Genomic DNA, 20592 nt, shown 5'->3' on the forward strand with positions numbered 1-20592 from the left:
GAGCGAGAAACGTTGATGTCGAATTCTTATGACTCCTCAAGTATCAAAGTCCTGAAAGGGCTTGATGCGGTACGCAAACGCCCGGGTATGTACATCGGCGATACGGATGACGGCACCGGTCTGCATCACATGGTATTCGAGGTCGTGGATAACGCCATCGACGAAGCGCTCGCCGGCCACTGTAGTGATATCGTGGTCACCATCCATGCCGACAACTCTGTCTCCGTACAGGATGACGGCCGTGGTATTCCGACCGGTATCCACCCGGAAGAGGGCGTCTCTGCTGCCGAAGTGATCATGACCGTACTGCATGCCGGCGGTAAGTTTGATGACAACTCTTATAAAGTTTCCGGTGGTCTGCACGGCGTCGGCGTATCGGTGGTGAACGCCCTGTCGCAGAAGCTGGAACTGACCATTCGTCGCGACGGCAAAGTGCATCAGCAAACCTACGTGCACGGTGTGCCGCAGGCGCCGCTGGCGGTGACCGGCGATACCGACGCTACCGGTACGCGCGTGCGTTTCTGGCCGAGCCACGATACGTTCACCAACGTCACCGATTTTGAATATGAAATCCTGGCGAAGCGTCTGCGCGAGCTGTCATTCCTTAACTCCGGCGTGTCGATTCGCCTGGAAGACAAGCGCGACGATAAAAACGATCACTACCACTACGAAGGTGGTATCAAAGCGTTCGTTGAATATCTCAACCGCAACAAGAACCCGATTCACCCCAATGTGTTCTACTTCTCCACCGAAAAAGACGGTATCGGCGTTGAAGTTGCGCTGCAGTGGAACGACGGTTTCCAGGAAAATATCTACTGCTTCACCAACAATATTCCGCAGCGCGACGGCGGAACGCACCTTGCCGGTTTCCGCGCGGCGATGACGCGTACGCTCAACGCCTACATGGATAAAGAAGGTTACAGCAAAAAAGCCAAAGTCAGCGCTACCGGTGACGACGCGCGTGAAGGCCTGGTGGCAGTAGTTTCGGTGAAAGTACCGGATCCGAAATTCTCCTCTCAGACCAAAGACAAGCTGGTCTCTTCCGAGGTGAAATCGGCGGTGGAACAGCAGATGAACGAACTGCTGAGCGAATACCTGCTGGAAAATCCGTCTGACGCCAAAATTGTGGTCGGCAAAATTATCGATGCCGCGCGTGCGCGTGAAGCCGCACGTCGTGCACGTGAAATGACCCGTCGTAAAGGCGCGCTGGACCTGGCGGGCCTGCCGGGCAAGCTGGCAGACTGTCAGGAGCGCGATCCGGCGCTGTCTGAAATCTACCTGGTGGAGGGTGACTCTGCAGGAGGTTCCGCCAAGCAGGGACGTAACCGTAAGAACCAGGCGATTCTGCCGCTGAAAGGTAAAATCCTTAACGTGGAGAAAGCGCGTTTCGACAAAATGCTCTCTTCACAGGAAGTCGCCACGCTGATCACCGCGCTGGGCTGCGGTATCGGCCGCGATGAGTACAACCCGGACAAGTTGCGCTATCACAGCATCATCATCATGACCGATGCGGACGTCGATGGTTCGCACATCCGTACGCTGCTGCTGACCTTCTTCTATCGCCAGATGCCGGAAATCATCGAGCGTGGCCACGTCTACATCGCGCAGCCACCGCTGTACAAGGTGAAGAAAGGCAAGCAGGAGCAGTACATTAAAGATGACGACGCGATGGATCAGTATCAGATTGCCATCGCGCTGGACGGCGCAACGCTGCACACCAACGCCAGCGCACCGGCGCTGGGCGGCGAGCCGCTGGAAAGCCTGGTGGCGGAATACAACAGCACCCAGAAGATGATCAAGCGTATGGAGCGCCGCTTCCCGTCTGCGCTGCTGCGCGCGCTGGTTTATCATCCAACCCTGAGCGATCTCAGCGATCAGACGGCAGTGACCGCATGGCTGGAGAGCCTGGTGGCTTACCTGAACGAGCGCGAAGCGCATGGAAGCAGCTATGTGGCACAGGTGCGGGAAAACCGCGAACAGCAGCGCTTTGAGCCGGTGCTGCGCGTGCGTACTCACGGCGTTGATACCGATTATCCGCTGGACAGCGAGTTCATTGACGGCGCGGAATACCGCAAAATCTGTGCACTCGGCGCGCACCTGCGTGGTCTGATTGAAGAGGATGCCTACATCGAGCGCGGCGAGCGCCGTCAGCCGGTTGCCAGCTTCGAGCAGGCGATTGACTGGCTGGTGAAAGAGTCGCGCCGCGGTCTGTCAGTGCAGCGCTATAAAGGTCTGGGCGAGATGAACCCGGATCAGCTGTGGGAAACCACCATGGATCCGGACAGCCGCCGCATGCTGCGCGTCACCATCAAAGACGCCATCGCCGCCGACCAGCTGTTCACCACGCTAATGGGCGATGCGGTTGAACCGCGCCGCGCCTTCATCGAAGAGAACGCGCTGAAAGCCGCCAACATCGATATCTGATATCGCAAAACCCTTCCCAAACGGGAAGGGTTTTTTGTTTTAATTGCCGTTATTAATTCCCTCCTGAGCACCAACCTCTTTGTTCGCAACGCATCTTCCGCTGCCGATTAACTGGTCAATGTGAGCTGAATCGCGCTAGCATTAAAGCCAGACCCTGAATTAACCGAGGACGTTATGGCGATAAAACTGATTGCGATCGATATGGACGGCACGCTGCTGAATCCGCAGCACGAAATCACGGTGGGCGTCAAAGCGTCGATTGGCCGGGCGCGGGATAAAGGTGTGTCGATCGTGCTGGCCACCGGACGCCCGTTTGTTGGTGTGGAGCGCTACCTGATGGAACTGGATCTGCGCCAGCCGGGGCAGTATTGCATCAGCAACAACGGCGCACTGGCGCACAGCGCGGACAGCGGTGAGGTGGTGGCTGAGAAGACGCTTGGCTTTGATGACTATCTCTACCTGGAACAACTGGCGCGCGACCTTGGGGTACATTTTCAGGCGTTCGACAAATCCTTCCTCTACACGCCAAATAAAGACATCAGTGAATACACCATTCACGAAGCCAGCCTGACTGGCATTCCGGTGCGCTATCGCGCCGTAGAAGAGATGGACCCGGCGACGCGCTTCCCGAAACTGATGATGATCGATAAACCGGAGCTACTGGATAAAGCCATCGCCGCCTTACCGGCGCGGGCCCGCGACAGTTATACCATTCTGAAAAGTGCACCTTACTATCTCGAAATCCTTAATCCGCTGGTCAACAAAGGCTACGGCGTAAAAATGCTGGCGGAGAAACTCGGCCTGCAGCCGTCAGAAGTGATGGCGATTGGCGATCAGGAAAACGATCTGGCGATGATTGAATACGCCGGCACCGGCGTAGCGATGGGCAATGCGATTGATTCCGTGAAGCAGATTGCGCAGTTCGTGACGAAAACCAATATGGAAGATGGCGTCGCGCACGCCATTGAAGAGTTAGTGCTGTAACCCTCCTTTGATGCGGGCGGCGTTCTGCTGCCCGTCACTTCCCTGCTGAATTTTTTGCTGCCAGTGTGCCGATGGGTTGTCTGTTTTGTGATCCACATTGTAGTACAAACAATCTATATGGTACTACAATCGCCGCTACAGGATGCGTCAGGGATTGGGCTTTGCACTACGAAAGCAGTAATCTGATTTCTCACGCCTTTCATGGAATCGAACACGATGACGCAGGAACCACTGAGTAAAACAGAGCGCATCATCCAGACGCTGGGTGAAGAGATTGTTGCGGGAAAATATGTGCCGGGCGCCGCGCTGCCGGCGGAGGCGGAGCTGTGCGAGCGATTTTCAACCTCGCGCAATATTATCCGCGAAGTGTATCGCTCCCTGATGGCTAAACGCCTGATGGAGATGAAGCGCTATCGCGGCGCGTTTGTCACTTCACGTAACCAGTGGAACTATCTCGACAGCGATGTACTGCAGTGGGCGCTGGCGCACGATCACGATCCGCGCCTGATTGCGGCCATGAACGAGGTGCGCGTGCTGGTGGAACCGCAGATTGCGCGCTGGTCGGCCGAGCGGGCAACGTCGACCGATCTGGCGGCGATTGAGCTGGCCTACAACGAGATGGTGGCCAACCACCTCAACCGTGATGCCTTTAACGACGCAGATATCCGCTATCACGAAGCGGTGATGGCCTCGGTGCATAACCCGGTGCTGCAGCAGCTCAATGTGGCGATCAGCCAGCTGCAAAAAGCGGTGTTTGCGCAAACCTACATGGCGGACTCCGGCAACATGCCGCGCACGTTAGCCGAACATAAAGCGCTGTTCGATGCCATTCGCCACCAGGATGGCGATGCGGCGGAACAGGCGGCGAAGGCGATGATTGCCAGCTCAACCGCCCGACTCAAGGAGATTTTGTGACGCGTTATATCGCCATTGACTGGGGCTCCACCAACCTGCGCGCCTGGTATTACCGCGCCGGTGAATGCGTCGATGAGCGCCGTTCGGAAGCGGGCGTGACGCGCCTCGGCGACCGCACGCCTGCTCAGGTGTTTGCCACCATTACCGACGGCTGGCCGGTGGCCGAAGTCCCGGTGATCATGGCCGGTATGGTGGGCAGCAACGCTGGCTGGCTGGCAGTGCCTTATCTCGCCTGTCCGGTGGCGCTCAATGCATTAAGCAATCGCCTGACCTGCGTGGAAGGAAAAGCGTGGATTGTGCCGGGACTGAGCGTCGAACGTGACGACAACTACAACGTAATGCGCGGTGAAGAAACCCAGCTGCTCGGCGCGGTCACGCTGCAGCCCGCGCCGCTGTATGTCATGCCGGGCACGCACGCTAAGTGGGTGCAGATGGAGCAGGATCGCGTCATCGATTTCCGCACCGTGATGACCGGCGAGCTGCACCATTTACTGCTGAAGCAGTCGCTGATTGGCGCCGGTTTACCCGAGCAGGAAGCCAGTCCGGACGCGTTCCGGGACGGTTTGCAGATTGGCAGCCACGACCGCTCAATTCTGGCGCGCCTGTTTGAAGTGCGTGCCGCCCACGTGCTCGGCGCGCGCGATCGGCGCCATATCAGTGATTTTCTCTCTGGCCTGTTAATCGGCCATGAAGTGGCGCAGATGACGCAGCAGTTAACGCATAGCCGCCAGCCGATTGTCATTATCGCCGGCAGCGCGCTGGCACAGCGTTATCAGCAGGCGCTGGCCTTTATCGGAACAGATTCAGTCACGCTGGAGGGCGATCGCGCTTTCCAGCACGGAATAAGGAGTATTGCGCATGTCCTGGCCCACTAAACTTCCGCTGATCGCCATTCTGCGTGGCATCACGCCGGATGAAGCTGAAGCGCACGTCGCGGCGTTAATCGATGCCGGTTTCGATGCGATTGAAATTCCGCTCAACTCGCCTGAGTGGGCGAAAAGTATCGGCGCGATGGTGCAAACCTTCGGCGATAAAGCGCTGATCGGTGCCGGCACCGTGCTGCAGGCGACGCAGGTCGATCAGCTGGCGGCGCTCAACAGCAAGCTGGTGGTGACGCCCAATACCGATGCTGCGGTGATTCGCCAGGCCGTGGCGCACGGTATGCTGGTTGCCGCAGGCTGTGCCACCGTCAGCGAAGCCTTTACCGCGCTGCAGGCTGGGGCGCAGGCGCTGAAAATTTTTCCGTCGTCGGCGTTTGGTCCGGGCTACATCAAAGCGCTGAAAGCGGTGCTGCCGCCGGAGGTGCCGGTCTTTGCCGTGGGCGGCGTTACGCCGGAAAACCTGCATGAATTTATCGCCGCCGGTTGCGTCGGGGCTGGCCTGGGCAGCGATCTCTATCGCGCCGGTCAGCCGCTGTCGCGCACCGTGGAGAAGGCCCGCGCATTTATTGCTGCCTATAAGGACGCTGTACGATGAAAATTACGAAACTGACCACTTATCGCCTGCCGCCGCGCTGGATGTTCCTGAAAATCGAAACCGATGAAGGCATCATCGGCTGGGGCGAGCCGGTGATTGAAGGGCGCGCGCGCAGCGTCGAAGCGGCGGTGCATGAGCTGTCGGAATATCTGATTGGGCAGGATCCGGCGCGGATTAATGATCTGTGGCAGGTGATGTATCGCGGCGGTTTTTACCGCGGCGGCCCGATTTTAATGAGCGCCATTGCCGGTATCGATCAGGCGCTGTGGGATATTAAAGGCAAAGCGCTGGGCGTGCCGGTGTATCAGCTGCTGGGCGGTCTGGTGCGTGACAGTATCAAAGCATACAGCTGGGTGGGCGGCGATCGTCCGGCTGAAGTGATTGATGGCATTAAGAAATTACGTGGTATCGGCTTTGACACCTTCAAACTCAACGGCTGTGAAGAGATGGGCATCATCGACAATTCTCGTCAGGTCGATGCCGCTGTTAACACCGTAGCGCAGATCCGCGAAGCCTTTGGCAGTGACATTGAGTTTGGCCTCGATTTCCACGGTCGCGTCAGCGCGCCGATGGCCAAAGTGCTGATCAAAGAGCTGGAGCCGTATCGCCCGCTGTTTATTGAAGAACCGGTGCTGGCCGAGCAGGCAGAATACTATCCGCGCCTGGCGGCGCAGACGCACCTGCCGATTGCCGCAGGCGAACGCATGTTCTCCCGCTTCGAGTTCAAGCGCGTGCTGGAAGCCGGTGGGCTGGCGATTCTGCAGCCGGATCTGTCGCACGCTGGCGGCATCACCGAATGCTACAAAATCGCGGCGATGGCCGAGTCCTATGACGTGGCGCTGGCACCGCACTGTCCGCTGGGGCCAATTGCGCTGGCTGCCTGTCTGCATGTCGACTTCGTGTCACGTAATGCGGTGTTCCAGGAGCAGAGCATGGGTATTCACTATAATCAGGGCGCTGAACTGCTCGATTACGTGATCAATAAAGATGATTTTAAAATGGATGACGGCCATTTCTATCCGTTAAATAAACCCGGCCTCGGTGTGGAAATTAATGAAGAGCTGGTGATTGCGCGCAGTAAAAATGCGCCAGACTGGCGTAACCCATTATGGCGCTTTCCGGATGGATCGGTAGCCGAGTGGTAATAACCGTGGTATTGCGCCCGGTCGCTGCGTTTACCGCTTTATAACAGCACTGATTACCAAGCGATTAAACATCTGACTATTTAAACCATGTGCGGAATATATAAGGCACAGGGTAGCGCTCAACCTGTTTTCACCGCGCTGCCAGTTTGCCGCTGCTGCGGCTTTTATCTTCGATAACCTCACCCTGCGTTGGCTGCGGCGTGTTTCGGCACGTCTGCCAGCTGACACCTGACGGAGAAACACCATGGATCTCTCTGCTGTTCAGGCGAAACCTACGCGTCGCCGTTATATTACGCTGCTGATGATTTTTATTACGGTAGTCATTTGTTATGTCGATCGCGCTAATTTAGCCGTGGCCTCGGCGCATATTCAGCAGGAATTTGGCATCAGCAAAGCAGAAATGGGGTATGTGTTCTCTGCTTTTGCCTGGTTATATACGCTGTGCCAGATTCCCGGCGGCTGGTTTCTCGATCGCGTAGGTTCACGCCTGACCTATTTTATCGCTATTCTCGGCTGGTCGGTGGCGACGTTATTGCAGGGATTCGCCAGCGGCTTATTATCGCTGATAGGTCTGCGCGCCATTACCGGTATTTTTGAAGCGCCGGCTTTCCCGACCAATAATCGCCTGGTTACCAGCTGGTTCCCGGAACAGGAGCGCGCTTCGGCCGTCGGTTTTTACACCTCCGGTCAGTTTGTCGGCCTGGCGTTTCTCACGCCGCTGCTGATCTGGATTCAGGAACTGCTGAGCTGGCACTGGGTGTTTATCATCACCGGCGGGATTGGCATTATCTGGTCGCTGGTGTGGATGAAGGTTTATCAGGCGCCGAGCCAGAGCAAAGGCATCAATCAGGCCGAGCTGGATTACATTCGTGCCGGTGGCGCGATGGTCGACGGCGATGCGCCCGGCGAGAAAAAAGCACGCGTTAAACTCACCGCGGCCGACTGGAAACTGGTGTTTCATCGCAAGCTGTGCGGCGTGTATCTGGGCCAGTTTGCAGTGACCTCAACGCTGTGGTTTTTCCTTACCTGGTTCCCCAACTACCTGACGCAGGAGAAACATATTGCCGCGCTGACGGCCGGCTTTATGACTACCGTGCCGTTTCTCGCCGCCTTTGTTGGCGTGATCCTCTCCGGGATGGTGGCCGATCGTCTGGTGCGCAGCGGCCGCTCGCTCGGCTTTGCCCGCAAGACGCCGATCATCTGCGGCCTGCTGATCTCCACCTGCATTATGGGCGCAAACTACACCAACGATCCGCTGTGGATTATGGTGCTGATGGCGCTGGCCTTTTTCGGCAACGGGTTCGCGTCCATCACCTGGTCGCTGGTCTCGTCGCTGGCGCCGGTACGCCTGATCGGCCTGACCGGCGGCATGTTTAACTTTATCGGCGGCCTCGGTGGCATCACAGTACCGCTGGTGGTGGGGTATCTGGCGCAGGATTACGGCTTTGCGCCCGCGCTGGTGTACATCTCCGCCGTTGCGCTGATTGGCGCGCTCTCATACATCCTGCTGGTGGGGGATGTGAAGCGCGTGGGCTAAGCTTCCGGGTGCGCATGCCTGCGCACCCGCATTAGCTGCTCAGCTTTTGCTTAACTGGACGGCATCACGTAATTTGTCCGGCAACGGTTACATCTGAGGTTGCCCCATGTCAGAAAAACAGCTCACCTTTACTCAGCGCCATCATCAGCTGACCAATATCAACGTCTGGACCGCCGACAGCCAGTGGCTGGCATTTGATGTGCGGCCGTCCGGCGCCTCGTTTACCAGCCTGACCATTGAGCGCGTCAACGTGCACAGCGGCGCGGTCGAGGTGCTGTATCAGGCGCGCGATGACGCGCACGTCGGCGTGGTGACCGTGAGTCCGGATCTGCCGCCGCGCTATGTCTGTATTCATGGGCCAGAGCATCCCGATGCGCACTGGCACTATGACTTTCATCACCGGCGCGGCGTGATTGTTCAGCAGGGCATCGCAGAGAACCTCGACGCCTGCGATATCACCGCGCCCTACACGCCGGGTGCGCTGCGTGGTGGCTCGCACGTGCATGTGTTCAGTCCGGATGGCTCGCGGCTGAGCTTTACCTATAACGATCACGTGATGCATGAGCGCGATGTGCGTGACGACCTGCGCAACGTCGGCGTGGCGGTGCCGCTGCATCCGGTGTGCCCGCCGAAGCAGCATCCGCGCGAATATGACGGCAGCCACTACTGCGTGCTGGTGAGTCATACCCGGCGCGATCCACAACCGGGCAGCGATCAGATTGACCGCGCTTATGAAGAGTGCTGGATCGGTGAGCGTGGCTATCAGAAAGCGGACGGCAGCTGGCAGCGCTGGGCCATCGCCTTTATTGGCGATACGCGCAATGCCAGTAGTGAAAAAGTACCGGAAGTGTTTGTGGTCGATCTGCCTGAGGCGCTGGCGGACTATGCCAGAGCCGGCAATGCACCGCTGCAGGGCACGGCAGAGCAGCTGCCGGCACCGCCGGCTGGCGTGCAGCAGCGGCGGATCACGTACAGTAAAGGGCTGGCGCTGCAGCCGCGCCACTGGTTGCGCGCTGCGCCGGATGGCAGCGCGATCGCCTTTTTGCAGGCTGACGAGCAGGGTATTGTGCAGCTGTGGACGGTCTCACCCAACGGTGGCGCGGCGCGTCAGATCACCTCACTGCGCAGCAGCATTCAGTCTGCTTTCAGCTGGCAGCCGGACGGCGCAGCCATCGCCTTTATCTGTGATAACAGCGTGATGCGTTGTGAGATAGCCAGCGGACAGTGTACGCGCCTTACCGCGCGCAGCGCGCAACCGCCGGGCGGCGACGCGGTGGTGTGGTCGCCGGACGGGAAGCAGATCGCCTACATGCGCGAGGTTGACGGCTGGCGACAGCTGTTCTGCGTCAGTGCGATTCCGCCGGCATAGCCGCCGCGGTGGCCAGGCTGGCCTGGGTGCCAGCCATCTTCTCGCTCTGCAGCACGCGTTCGCGCGGCGAATCTTTGGTTTTATCGTCGTCGGCGCGGAAGTAATCCCACGGCAGCAGCAGCGTATCCATCACCGCCGAGAAGGGCAGATCGATCAGCGCCAGCGGTTTAATCGCCCAGCTGGTATTGTCATCGGTCAGCATCTCTGCGCTGGCGCGCGTGCCGGGGTAGTAACCCTGGCTGGCACCGGTATGCGACATCACGCTGGAGCAGCCTGATGTGGCACAGGCGCAGCAGACCAGCAGGCCGGTGAGTGGAAAGCGTTTCATCATTTTCATCATCATCATCCCTACAGTCATGGCATGGCCCTGGCTGGAGTGTGTCACCTGACATCCGCATAACTCTGTGGTTATGTCCTTCCCGTCAGGCGAAGCGTCCCCTGAGTGTATGCCATATCGTCAGAATTGCTGCAAAAAAAAGCGCATTGCCCCTTGAAAGCGACCTGAGCGCACCCATCTTAAGCTACGGTCACGACGCGGTCGCCGACAGGGACACCGACGGGCCGGACAACCTGTCCATGGTGGAAGGTTGCCAAAACTTGCTGATTATCAGGAGTCTTATTATGCGTAACTTTGATCTCTCTCCACTTTATCGTTCTGCTATTGGTTTCGACCGTCTGTTTAACCTGCTTGAGTCCAACCAAAACCAGGCTAACGGCGGCTACCCTCCGTACAACGTCGAGCTGGTAGACGAAAACCACTATCGCATCACCATTGCCGTCGCCGGCTTTGCGCAGAGCGAACTGGATATCACCGCCCATGACAACATGCTGGTGGTGCGCGGCGCCCACCCTGAAGAGCAGCAGGAACGTAAATACCTGTACCAGGGCATCGCAGAACGTAACTTCGAACGCAAATTCCAGCTGGCCGATCACATCGTGGTGCGCGATGCGCGTCTCGAACTGGGCCTGCTGAGTATCGATCTGGAACGCATCGTCCCGGAAGAGGCGAAACCACGCCGGATTGAAATCCTGAAATAAGGCTAACGAAGTAAAGAAAAACGCCGCTGCAACGCGGCGTTTTTTTATGGCTGCATCATCAGGTACGTACCAGCAGGCGCTGGCTCACCATACCGCCGAACACATTCACCAGCAGCCCGAGAATGATCACCGACGCGCCGAGAATCTCCTGTGCCGACAGAGTTTCACCGAGGATCAGCGCGGCGCTGAGAATGCCGACCACCGGCACCAGCAGCGACAGCGGCGCCACGCGCCAGGTTTCGTAGCGGCTGAGCAGATTTCCCCAGATGGCGTAGCCAATGATGGTGGCGAAAAACGCCAGATAGAGCAGCGCCAGCACCGTCTGCAGCGAAATATCCAGCAGGCTGGTGACAATGGCGGATTCGCCCTCAAACCACCACGAACAGGCAAAGAACGGTGCAATCGGCACCAGCGCGCTCCACACCACCAGCGACATCACCGGCACCTTGCGGTTGCGCAGGATAATCTTGTTAGTGATATTGCCCAGCCCCCACGACAGCGCTGCCGCCAGCGTCAGCATCATGGTGGTCAGCGTGATGCCCGCGGTTGTCTGGCCCTCCATACCGGCGGTTGCCAGCATAAACATGCCGAGCGTGGCGACCAGAATGCCGGCGATGTGGTTCCAGCGCAGCTTCTCTGCCAGCAGCAGCGCACCGAGCAGCAGGGTGAAAAATGCCTGCGCCTGCAGCACCAGCGAAGCCAGCCCGGCTGGCATGCCAAGCTTGATGGCGAGGAACAGAAACGCGAACTGACCAAAGCTGATGGTCATGCCATACACCACCAGCCAGCGCAGCGGAATTGCCGGACGACGCACGAAAAAGATCGCCGGAAACGCCACCAGCGTAAAACGCAGTCCCGCCAGCAAAAAGGGCGGCATGCCCTGCAAACCCAGCTTAATCACCACAAAATTTACGCCCCACGCCACCACGACGCACAGGGCTAACAACATATCTTTCACGGACATACGCATTCCTCAGCGCGGCAATCAGGCGGTTGCCGTCACCGGTGTGGCGATCTCTGCACCGCAGTCATCGCCGATCAGTCGAAAATAATCATCCACATCCAAAGCTACCGAGCGGTCCAGCGCACCGGCGTTAAACCACAGCGTCCCGACATCACGCAGCCGCGCATCCACGCGCAGCGCCAGTCGGTCATCAAAACTAAACGGCGGCACCGCGCCCATCACACACTGCGTCAGCGCTTGTGCCTGCTCAGGGGTGGCAAACGTCGACTTCTTACCGCCAATGGCACGCGCGGCGTGTTTGAAGTTGATTTTGCAGTCGCCGGGTACGATCGCCAGCAGATAGCGCGGCGCGGCGCCGTCCGGCATGGTGACTTCCAGCACCATCGCTTTGGCTGCCTGCTGGAGATCGTTTCCGCGGATGGCGCTGATCACCTCGGTCTGGCCGATGGCCTCATGCTCCACCACGCGGTAGCGGGCCTGCTGCGCATCCAGCAGCGCGATCACTTTGTCATAGGTTGTCATACTGTCTTCCTCGTCTAAGGCCGGGATTAACTCCAGGCAATGGCGTGCTTCATTTTTTTGTCGGTCAGGCCAAAGAAAAAGCCCATGGTGATGCGCGTGTCGCCTTCAACGCGATCGATTTCATGATAAAACGCGGGATTAAACAGATAGATATCGCCACTGCGCGGCGCGAACTCACAGGTCTCGCTGCCGGCGATGACGCCGCTCTGGTAGCCCAGCTCGCCGGGCGTTTTAAAGCGCTCGTCTTCCGGCTGCCATTTCTTATTGAAGATGCGCAGCGCGCCGCCGGCGTTGCACTCCTGCAGGCACACGACGCAGCTCAGCTGATGCAGAATGTGCGTCACCGCCAGACCGCTGCCAGCGGCATCGCGCACGATGTTGTCGTTATGCAGCGGATTAGCGACGCCGTCAGCGTGGAAACGCACAATCGAGCCGGCGTAATCACCCAGTGCCGGTTCGGTGGCGGTTTGCAGACTCTCAAGGCGCAGCGCATGCTGCACCCAGTGGTAAATCTGCGCGCGCAGGGCGTGCAGCGAGGCCGGCAGCGCCGGCTGGATGTCGCGCAGTTCGGTGAAATAGTTTTCCGGCGCGGCGGTGTGCTTCGCCAGATACGGGCCGAGCGTGGTCAGCGCGCCATTTGGATAGTGAGAAACCCGTACCTGCTCGCGGCACTGCTGGAGATCAGCCACCACCGCGTTGCGCACCTCTGGCGTGAGGAAATTGCGCAGCACCAGCAGCGGCACGCGCGCGGTGACGATGTCATCCAGCCAGGTGCTTTCGACGAACATGTTGGGGTTAATGACGCGAATCTGATTGAAAATGGCCATGGGTTCACTCTCCAAATGGAATTTCATGAAGTTCATGGTTGCTCATACGGTGCCATGCTGACGCCGTGCCCAGTGTTGAAACAGGTTCAGAGGAGATAAAGGTGCTGTTGTTCTGCTGACAACGATGCAGGGTGAAATAGTCGGGGTAAGGCGTGTCATCAGGATGCCATTGCCACGCCCAGGCCTTCTCGCGGGTGACGAAAATGGCGTTTGCCGCGCTGCCACCCGGCGCCACCCGGGCCATTTTTTCGCGCAGATAGTCGCGGGTGAAATCGGCGGGCGTGACGCGGTCGACGATATATTCCAGATATTCAGCGGAATCAAAGCGCGACTGCGCCATGCCAAGCTGCGCATAGACGGTCGGCAAAAAGCCGTTGTGCATCATGTACCACTGGGTGGTGCCGCTGGTGCGCCGCAGCGGATGGGAGAACGCAATGCCCTGGTTTTTGCTGAGCGTGGCGTGACGCACGTGCACCGCCAGAAAGCGGCTGTGCTGCATGCGCGTGACGTCAATGCCTGGCAGTGCTTCGGCAAAGGTGCCGGTGCCATGCAGTGTACGGATCTGACCGTGCTCCAGCCACAGACAGCCCCAGCCGTTGGGATGTTGTTTAATCGGGCCATCGTGCGCGGCGGTTTCACCGCAGCTCATGGCGCGTGCGGCGTCCAGTACCGCAGCGGCGTCAAACTGGCCGTGTGCCAGAATCATTCTGCACATAGTAAATCTCTCCGTGAGGTCAAAGCGGGAACAGCAAGAAGGGCGTGAAACACCGCCAGAATTTCGTCGCGACTGGCGGCAGGCAGACGCAGCGTGGCGAGAATCCCGGCGTGGCGCGTCAGATCGGCGTACAGCGATGAGCGCGGCGAGACCTCCAGCGCCGGTAAATTGAGCGGTGGCAACAGCTGGCCGCGCTGGTGCTCGGCAATCCAGCGCTCGGCGGCGTCATACTGCAGCCGCTGGCGCAACCGCAGCCGGCCGACGGCCTGTGACGGTGAAGCGAAGTGCAGTTCAGGCAGGCCGCGTCCGGCTTCAACCTGAAAGGCCACCTCGGCCCAGTTGATGCCGGTCACTTCTTCCACCAGGTTCACCACGCCCATGCCGGACAGGCGAAAGCCCATTTCGAGAAAGTGCGGCTCGCCATTCACCATAATAAAGTCGATGTGGAACGCGCCGCGCCGGTAGCCGAAGGTTTCACAGCAGAAGCTCATCAGGCTGGTGAAGGCGGCGGGCAGCTGCTGCGCCGCCATCGCCACATGGCCGGATTCGTAAAAGCTGATACAGCCGTCGGCCTCGGTATGCTGCTCAATCACCTTCTGGCAGCAGGTCAGCGCCACCGCGTGTCCATTCTCCACCACGCCCTGCAGCGAATATTCGTCGCCGGCCAGCCAGCTTTCGACGATAAAGCCGGTAAAGCCGCGTCCGCCATAGTTCATGGTGTCGAGCAGCCGGGCAATCACCGCATCCAGCTGGCTGGCCTCTTCCACCAGCCAGATGCCCAGTCCGCCGCCGCCGTCGACCGGTTTGATCACGCAGGGATAAAGCAGCGCATCCCGCGCATCGCCAATGCTGAGCGGTGAGGCAAAGAAGCGAAACTCCGGCTGCGGAAAACGCGGCCAGGCTTTGCGCAGCGCCATGCGCTGTGCGTATTTATCCGGCGGGATGAAGCCCGGACCGGCATCCGGGCCGGCCAGCAGTTCACGCACCCGGCCAGCGCTGGCGTTGTAAGCCTCAAAACCGGCCAGCACCACCTGTGGATGCTCCAGCAGACCGGCGTGCAGACAGGCATTGAGGACATCCCACGGATTTTCCGGGCGATCGAGACGCACAATCAGATCGAACGGCAGGGCGATGCTGAGCGATTGATAGTCGACAAAATCCCCCATTTCGGCCAGTACGGTAAAATAGCCTTCGGGTTTTGCCACCGCGCAGTAGGGATTTTGCCCGTCGCGCGTGGCGCCAATCTGCAGAAAAATCTTTCTCATCGCGTCGCCTTACCGGGTTAACGCCCGGAAATCACTTCAGTAACGATGTCCTGTAACGCACCGTTCTTAACCTGAATCACCGCTTTGTGCGGGTCGAAACGCAACACGCGCGACAGCGCATCGCCGCGTGCGCCGTCCAGCAGCGAACTCACCGCCGCGCTGCGCCAGCAGTGCCGCATCTGCGCCACGCTGAGGCCAGACAGCTGCGTGAGCTGCTGCGCCAGCGCCACATCCTCGCTCTCTCCGCTCAGCAAGGCGCGCACCGCGGCTTCCTCCGGCGCGGCCGGCAGCTGCAGCAGCCAGGCTTTCAGCTGCTGGCCGGCGGCGATAAACGGTGAATAGATCATGCATACCAGCTGGGTTTCACTGAGGCCGAAAGCGTCGAGTGCGAACTGCGCGGCGCGCTGGCGTGCGCGGGCAATCGCGGCATCATCCTGATAGCGCGCGGCCATCTCATCGATCAGCTGCGGCGGAAAGTCCTTCTGCACCATCAGGCCGAGCGCAAAGCGCACATATTCGCGAATGCCTTCGGCGTAGCTGCGCTGCAACAGCGTCTCCGCACGCAGACCGCGAATATGTGCCATTAACGTCGGGTTGCCGCAGTCCGACTCGGAGAAGCTGAACATCAGCTCGTCGAAGCGGAAATGCATGAATTCGGTCAGCAGCGCCCAGTGCGCGCCAGCCTCATAAGCGGTGTCCTGATAGATGTTGAAGAACAGCGGGTCGCGCGCCAGCTGCCAGGTAATGCGATGTGCCGGCGTGACCTGGTCAGCGCCGTAAATGTCGGCGAAGTAGCGCGCCGCCACGCCGTCAAGCGTGTGCAGAAAGCCGCTGAAGCCGCGCGATTTATCGGCCATTGGCGCATCAAACAGTTTTGACAGGTGGCGCGCCCACGCAAGGTAAGCGGTCTGTTCCTGCGGCGAATCGCCGGTGATGATCACATCGACGCCGCCATCGTAGTGCGCCGCCAGGCCAAACGAATTCACCATGCTCAGGTTGCAGGCGTTACAGAAGGTGGAGCGCGCGTCGGCACGGAAGCGGTGACCATTCATCAGCACATCGTTGCGGTTCTGCTGACGCACGCTCTGCGGCATCGGCAAATGGCGATCGAAGGGACGAATCTGCAGCCCGTCGGTCACCAGGCACTCGGTGAACGCGTCGTCATGGATACGCAGCGCGCGATAGACGCGGTCGATGTTTTCCATCACGCTGTCGTTCATGGCGGCATGGCGGTTAGTGCTGATGCGCAGCTGAAACGTGCTGTTGCGCTGTTGCCAGATTAACCCCTGAATGTAACGTACGTAGGCCACCATATAGCTGCTGTCTTTGCCGCCGCCATAGGCCAGCAGCACGCGGTTACGTTCGGGATGATCGGGATCGGGCAGGGCGGCGAGCAGTCGCTGAGCACAGTGCTGGGCGGAATCGAGAATCGCGGGCGTCAGGTATTCTTCAATTTCACTCATCATCGCGGACAGATTATTCATTTTTCACTTCATCCTTTGGCTAATAAAATCGCCGCTGCCGTGCGGGCGACAACGGGCTGGAAAACGGGCCACGAAGGTGCTGCGTGAAGCTGAATTAACAGATGCAGCCTAAAGTACTTTGAATGTAATCTGATGAATACGCACAGATCAGCACGATATGGGGTGGAACAGATGGCGGGTGAAACGCAGGAACAGGAGAGTCAGAGCAGTCGTTACCGTCAGATCGCTGAGCAGATAAAACAGGCCATTCATAGCGGATCGCTGCCGCCCGACAGCCGTTTGCCGTCGGTGCGCACGCTGGCGACGCAGTATCGCGTCAGCATGACCACTGCGCTGAAAACATTACGCACGCTGGAGGATGAGCACTACGCGGTGGCGCGGCCGAAGTCTGGCTTTTTTGTCGCACCGCGTCCTACAGAGAAAAAAGTGCCGGCAGTATTCAGCGAGCAGCCGCGCGAAGTGGCGCCGCTGGATGAGCAAACTGAACTGCACCTGGCGATGCTGGGATCGGACTGCCGCGTGCGGCTCGATCTGGCCAACGGCGACATCTCGCTCTATCCGGTGAAAAAAATTGGCCTGCTGATGCGGCAGATGGGTTACAGCAAACCGGCGCTGCTCGGTAATACGGTGAAAGGCACCGGCTATGCGCCGCTCAAGGCGGAAATTGCCCGGCGCGCGGTGGATTATGGCTGCAACATCAGCGCCGATGACATCCTGGTCACTAACGGCTGCATTGAGGCGATTTCGCTGGCGCTGCGCGCCACCACGCGGCCAGGCGATATCGTGGCGGTGGAGTCGCCGTGCTACTTCGTGCTGCTACAGATGCTGCACAACCTCAACCTGCGCGTCATTGAAGTGGAAGCCGGGCCGGAGGGTTACGTCAACGTCGCGAAACTCACCGGGCTGTTCCGGCGTAAAGCGGTGCAGGCCTATCTCACCATCAACAACATCAATAATCCGCTGGGCAAAAGCATCCCCAACGAGCACAAGGCGTATATCGCGCGCCAGGCCGATGAGAATGATGTGGTGATCATTGAGGACGATATCTTTGGCGATACGGCTTTCGGCGAGCGCCGGCCGTTTCCGATGCGCGCCTTCAGCCCCAATGCCATCCTGTGCAGCGGCTTTTCCAAAACCGTGGCGCCCGGCATCCGTATTGGCTGGGTGCACAGCACCAAGTACATGCGCAAAATCGCCTCGCTGAAGTACACCACCAGCATGGGCACGTCGGTGCTGTCGCAGGCGGCGATTGCCGAACTGTTGCGCAGCGGCGGTTACGATGCGCACCTGCGCAAGCTGCGGCGCGAGCTGAAAAATCAGATCCACCATATGCGCCAGGCGGTGCTGCGCTACTTCCCGGCGGGCACGCGTGTGTCGGATCCGGAGGGCGGTTACGTGCTGTGGGTGGAGATGCCGCAACAGGCGCTGAACGTGCGCGCGCTGTTTCTCAAGGCGCGCAACGCGGGCATCGGCATCGCGCCCGGGCACATCTTCGCCACCGATCACCGCTACGATCACTGCTTCCGGCTCAACGCCGGTTTTGGCTGGAATGCCGAAGTCGAACAGGCGATTCAGCAGCTGGCGCAGTGGTGCCAGCTGTCGTTAAGCGCGAATTAAGCGTTCCAGGCGTTATCCAGCTCTTCCGCCAGAATCTGTACCGCACGCTCAATCTTGTCGCTGTCCGGTACGTAATTCATGCGCATGCACTGATGGGTGTGCGGCCAGGCCTGTTCCAGCCCCGGGAAGAAGAAGTGGCCCGGCACCATCAGCACGCCGCGCGCTTTCAGACGCTGATACAGCGCTTCGGTGCTGATCGGCAGGTCGCGGAACCACAGCCACAGGAAGATAGCGCCTTCCGGTTTGTGGATCAGGCAGCGATCTTCGCTGATATAGCGGCGAATAATCGCGATAGTTTCGCTAACCTTGGCCTGATAGAACGGTTTAATCACTTCCTGCGACAGGCGCAGCAGATCGCCACGCACAATCATCTCGGTAGCAATCGCCGGACCGATGCTGCCTGGCGCCAGGCTGATAATGCCATTCATGTTACCAATGGCACTGATCGTGCTCTCATCGGCAACGATAATCCCGCAACGTGCGCCCGGCAGGCCCAGCTTCGACAGGCTCATGCACAGAATGGTGTTGGGGTTCCACAGCGGACGTGCCTCACTGAAGATGATGCCGGGGAACGGCACGCCGTAGGCGTTATCGATCAGCAGCGGGACGCCGTGCTGCTGTGCCAGCGCATCCAGCTGCAGCAGTTCGTCATCGGTGATGACGTTGCCGGTTGGATTGGTCGGACGCGACACGCAAATCAAGCCAGTCTCATCATTCAGCGGCAGATGGTCGAAATCGACGTGGTATTTGAACTGGCCTTCCGGCAGTAGTTCAATATTGGGTTTGGCGGAGATGAACAGATCCTCCTCCAGCCCGGCATCGGCATAGCCGAGGTATTCCGGCGCCAGCGGGAACAGCACGCGCTTTTTGCTGCCGTCGGCGCGGCGGCCGGCGAACAGATTAAACAGGTAAAAGAACGCGCTCTGGCTGCCGTTGGTGAGCGCGATATTTTGTGGCGTCACCGGCCAGCCGAGCTCCTCGCGCAGCAGCGTGGCCAGCGCCTCCAGCAGCAGCGCTTTGCCGCGCGGGCCGTCGTAGTTGCACAGCGCTTCGTTCAGCTTGCCGTCCTGATGCATCTGCAGCAGCAGCTGACTGAAATAATCATTGATGGCCGGAATCTGCGCCGGATTACCGCCGCCCAGCATGATCGTGCCAGGCGTGCGCAGCCCTTCGCCCATATCTTCCATCAGACGAGAGATGCCGGAATGTTGCGTAAATTTGTCGCCGAACTGAGAAAAAGCCATAGGAGGTAAAAACATTGTTATCAGGGGGAAGACCACCATAGCGCCCGCAACCGGCAGGCGCAATGGCTAAAGCCGTGGGATCAAGCCTGGACCTGCGGGTTAACGCAGTTTTTCTCCACTTTACCGCTCAGCGCGGCGATCAGGTTGTCGACCGCATCGCGCGCCATGCCGTAGCGCGTTTCATGCGTGGCAGAGCCGATGTGCGGCAGTGCGACTACGTTCGGCAGCGTGAGGATTTCCGCATCGGCCGGCACCGGCTCGACTTCAAACACATCCAGCCCGGCGGCGTGAATGGTGCCGTCTTTCAGTGCGGCGGTCAGCGCCTGCTCATCGACCACCGGACCGCGTCCGGCGTTGATCAGAATCGCGCTCGGCTTCATCAGTTTCAGCTGTTCCGCACCGATCATATGGTGCGTCTGCTCGGTCAGCGGCAGGCTGATGCAGACAAAATCGCTCTCTTTCAGCAGCGTTTCCAGATCGCAGGCGCGCGCGCCAAAGCGGGTTTCCGCCTCTTCATGCTGGCGGCGGGCGTTGTACAGAATGTTCATGCCGAAGCCAAAGTGCGCGCGCTGCGCCAGTGCCAGACCAATGCGGCCCATGCCGAGAATACCCAGCGTCTTGTGGTGTACGTCGATACCGAAGTGCTCAGCGTCGATACTCTTTTTCCATTCACCGGCTTTGACCCACTTATCCAGCTCGGTGACGCGACGCGCGGTGCTCAGCACCAGCGCCATCATGGTATCGGCCACGGTTTCGGTCAGGACGGTGGGCGTGTGCATCAGCAGAACGTTGCGCTGGTTGAGCGCATCAACGTCAAAGTTGTCATAGCCGACGGAGACGGTAGAACAGGCACGCAGTGCCGGCATGCTGGCCAGCAGCTCATCATTCACTTTGCCGCCGGAGCCCAGCAGACCCTGCGCTGCGGCGAACTGCGCCGCATGCTGTTTCACCGTCTCCGGCGAGACATCTTTCACTTCCGTGACGCTGAAGTGCTGGTCCAGCTTAGCACGCAGGTCATCGGGCAGGCTCTTATACAGAATCACAGCAGGTTTCATTATTTGCTCCC

At 59.2% G+C, this 20592-nt stretch carries 19 protein-coding genes; 10 read left to right on the plus strand and 9 right to left on the minus strand.

The window, feature by feature from the left end:
• Window positions 1–15: 15 nt before the first annotated feature.
• From gyrB to AC6I8F_RS00225, 8 genes are all read left to right on the plus strand, one after another.
• Complete coding sequence (gyrB, locus tag AC6I8F_RS00190) at window positions 16–2424, plus strand: DNA topoisomerase (ATP-hydrolyzing) subunit B (protein WP_058758200.1); 2409 nt, start codon at window positions 16–18, stop codon at window positions 2422–2424.
• A 174-nt stretch (window positions 2425–2598) separates the two neighbouring features.
• Window positions 2599–3408 carry a sugar-phosphatase gene (yidA, locus tag AC6I8F_RS00195; protein ID WP_498028375.1) on the plus strand — a complete coding sequence of 270 codons (810 nt, stop codon included), beginning with the start codon at window positions 2599–2601 and terminating at the stop codon, window positions 3406–3408.
• 216 nt (window positions 3409–3624) lie between these two features.
• Window positions 3625–4323, plus strand: a complete 699-nt coding sequence (locus AC6I8F_RS00200; protein ID WP_058770730.1) for a FadR/GntR family transcriptional regulator — start codon at window positions 3625–3627, stop codon at window positions 4321–4323.
• Entirely contained in the window at window positions 4320–5198 is an 879-nt protein-coding gene (locus AC6I8F_RS00205) for a 2-dehydro-3-deoxygalactonokinase (protein WP_498028376.1), read from the plus strand. The genes AC6I8F_RS00200 and AC6I8F_RS00205 overlap by 4 nt, the downstream gene beginning before the upstream one ends.
• The gene (locus AC6I8F_RS00210; protein ID WP_059010260.1) at window positions 5182–5799 is read left to right on the plus strand and encodes a 2-dehydro-3-deoxy-6-phosphogalactonate aldolase; all 618 of its coding nucleotides are present in this window, start codon (window positions 5182–5184) and stop codon (window positions 5797–5799) included. The genes AC6I8F_RS00205 and AC6I8F_RS00210 overlap by 17 nt, the downstream gene beginning before the upstream one ends.
• Window positions 5796–6944, plus strand: coding sequence for a galactonate dehydratase (dgoD, locus tag AC6I8F_RS00215; RefSeq protein WP_021506906.1), 1149 nt, complete (start codon window positions 5796–5798; stop codon window positions 6942–6944). The genes AC6I8F_RS00210 and dgoD overlap by 4 nt, the downstream gene beginning before the upstream one ends.
• Before the next feature lie 244 nt (window positions 6945–7188).
• Entirely contained in the window at window positions 7189–8481 is a 1293-nt protein-coding gene (locus tag AC6I8F_RS00220) for an MFS transporter (protein WP_315659360.1), read from the plus strand.
• A gap of 106 nt (window positions 8482–8587) precedes the next feature.
• Window positions 8588–9850, plus strand: a complete 1263-nt coding sequence (locus tag AC6I8F_RS00225) for a YidR family protein (protein WP_498028377.1) — start codon at window positions 8588–8590, stop codon at window positions 9848–9850.
• On the opposite strand, the gene AC6I8F_RS00230 is transcribed toward AC6I8F_RS00225, so the two are convergent.
• Window positions 9828–10187: a YceK/YidQ family lipoprotein gene (locus AC6I8F_RS00230; RefSeq protein WP_040679624.1), complete on the minus strand. Its 360-nt coding sequence runs from the start codon at window positions 10185–10187 to the stop codon at window positions 9828–9830. The two genes, AC6I8F_RS00225 and AC6I8F_RS00230, sit on opposite strands and share 23 nt — an antisense overlap.
• A 284-nt stretch (window positions 10188–10471) precedes the next feature.
• Here AC6I8F_RS00230 and ibpA point away from each other — a divergent pair, with 284 nt between their 5' ends.
• Entirely contained in the window at window positions 10472–10888 is a 417-nt protein-coding gene (gene ibpA, locus AC6I8F_RS00235; protein WP_010617843.1) for a small heat shock chaperone IbpA, read from the plus strand.
• 58 nt (window positions 10889–10946) lie between these two features.
• On the opposite strand, the gene AC6I8F_RS00240 is transcribed toward ibpA, so the two are convergent.
• Genes AC6I8F_RS00240 through AC6I8F_RS00265 form a run of 6 tightly spaced genes read right to left on the minus strand, consistent with a single transcriptional unit; the run spans window position 10947 to window position 16665 of the window.
• Entirely contained in the window at window positions 10947–11852 is a 906-nt protein-coding gene (locus tag AC6I8F_RS00240; protein WP_021506902.1) for an EamA family transporter, read from the minus strand.
• 21 nt (window positions 11853–11873) lie between these two features.
• A complete protein-coding gene (locus AC6I8F_RS00245; protein ID WP_058775617.1) occupies window positions 11874–12374 on the minus strand; it encodes a YbaK/EbsC family protein in 501 nt (166 codons plus the stop codon).
• A 26-nt stretch (window positions 12375–12400) separates the two neighbouring features.
• Window positions 12401–13201, minus strand: a complete 801-nt coding sequence (locus tag AC6I8F_RS00250) for a 2OG-Fe(II)-dependent halogenase WelO5 family protein (RefSeq protein ID WP_159377278.1) — start codon at window positions 13199–13201, stop codon at window positions 12401–12403.
• Window positions 13202–13205: 4 nt separating this feature from the next.
• Window positions 13206–13916 (minus strand): class II glutamine amidotransferase, encoded by a 711-nt coding sequence (locus AC6I8F_RS00255; RefSeq protein WP_058758189.1) that lies wholly within the window; start codon window positions 13914–13916, stop codon window positions 13206–13208.
• Complete coding sequence (locus tag AC6I8F_RS00260) at window positions 13904–15181, minus strand: ATP-grasp domain-containing protein (protein ID WP_498028378.1); 1278 nt, start codon at window positions 15179–15181, stop codon at window positions 13904–13906. Before AC6I8F_RS00260 ends, AC6I8F_RS00255 begins: the two co-directional genes overlap by 13 nt.
• A 17-nt stretch (window positions 15182–15198) precedes the next feature.
• A complete protein-coding gene (locus tag AC6I8F_RS00265; protein WP_498028379.1) occupies window positions 15199–16665 on the minus strand; it encodes a hypothetical protein in 1467 nt (488 codons plus the stop codon).
• Between the two features lie 171 nt (window positions 16666–16836).
• On the opposite strand from AC6I8F_RS00265, the gene AC6I8F_RS00270 reads away from it, so the two are divergent.
• Complete coding sequence (locus AC6I8F_RS00270) at window positions 16837–18282, plus strand: aminotransferase-like domain-containing protein (RefSeq protein WP_498006466.1); 1446 nt, start codon at window positions 16837–16839, stop codon at window positions 18280–18282.
• Here AC6I8F_RS00270 and AC6I8F_RS00275 read toward each other — a convergent pair.
• Window positions 18279–19526 carry a valine--pyruvate transaminase gene (locus AC6I8F_RS00275; protein WP_104094311.1) on the minus strand — a complete coding sequence of 416 codons (1248 nt, stop codon included), beginning with the start codon at window positions 19524–19526 and terminating at the stop codon, window positions 18279–18281. The two genes, AC6I8F_RS00270 and AC6I8F_RS00275, sit on opposite strands and share 4 nt — an antisense overlap.
• 80 nt (window positions 19527–19606) lie before the next feature.
• On the minus strand, window positions 19607–20581 hold the full coding sequence (gene ghrB / locus AC6I8F_RS00280; protein WP_058758185.1) for a glyoxylate/hydroxypyruvate reductase GhrB: 975 nt from the start codon (window positions 20579–20581) through the stop codon (window positions 19607–19609).
• Between the last annotated feature and the right edge of the window lie 11 nt (window positions 20582–20592).

This window comes from gamma proteobacterium symbiont of Axiagastus rosmarus, assembly GCF_059730925.1.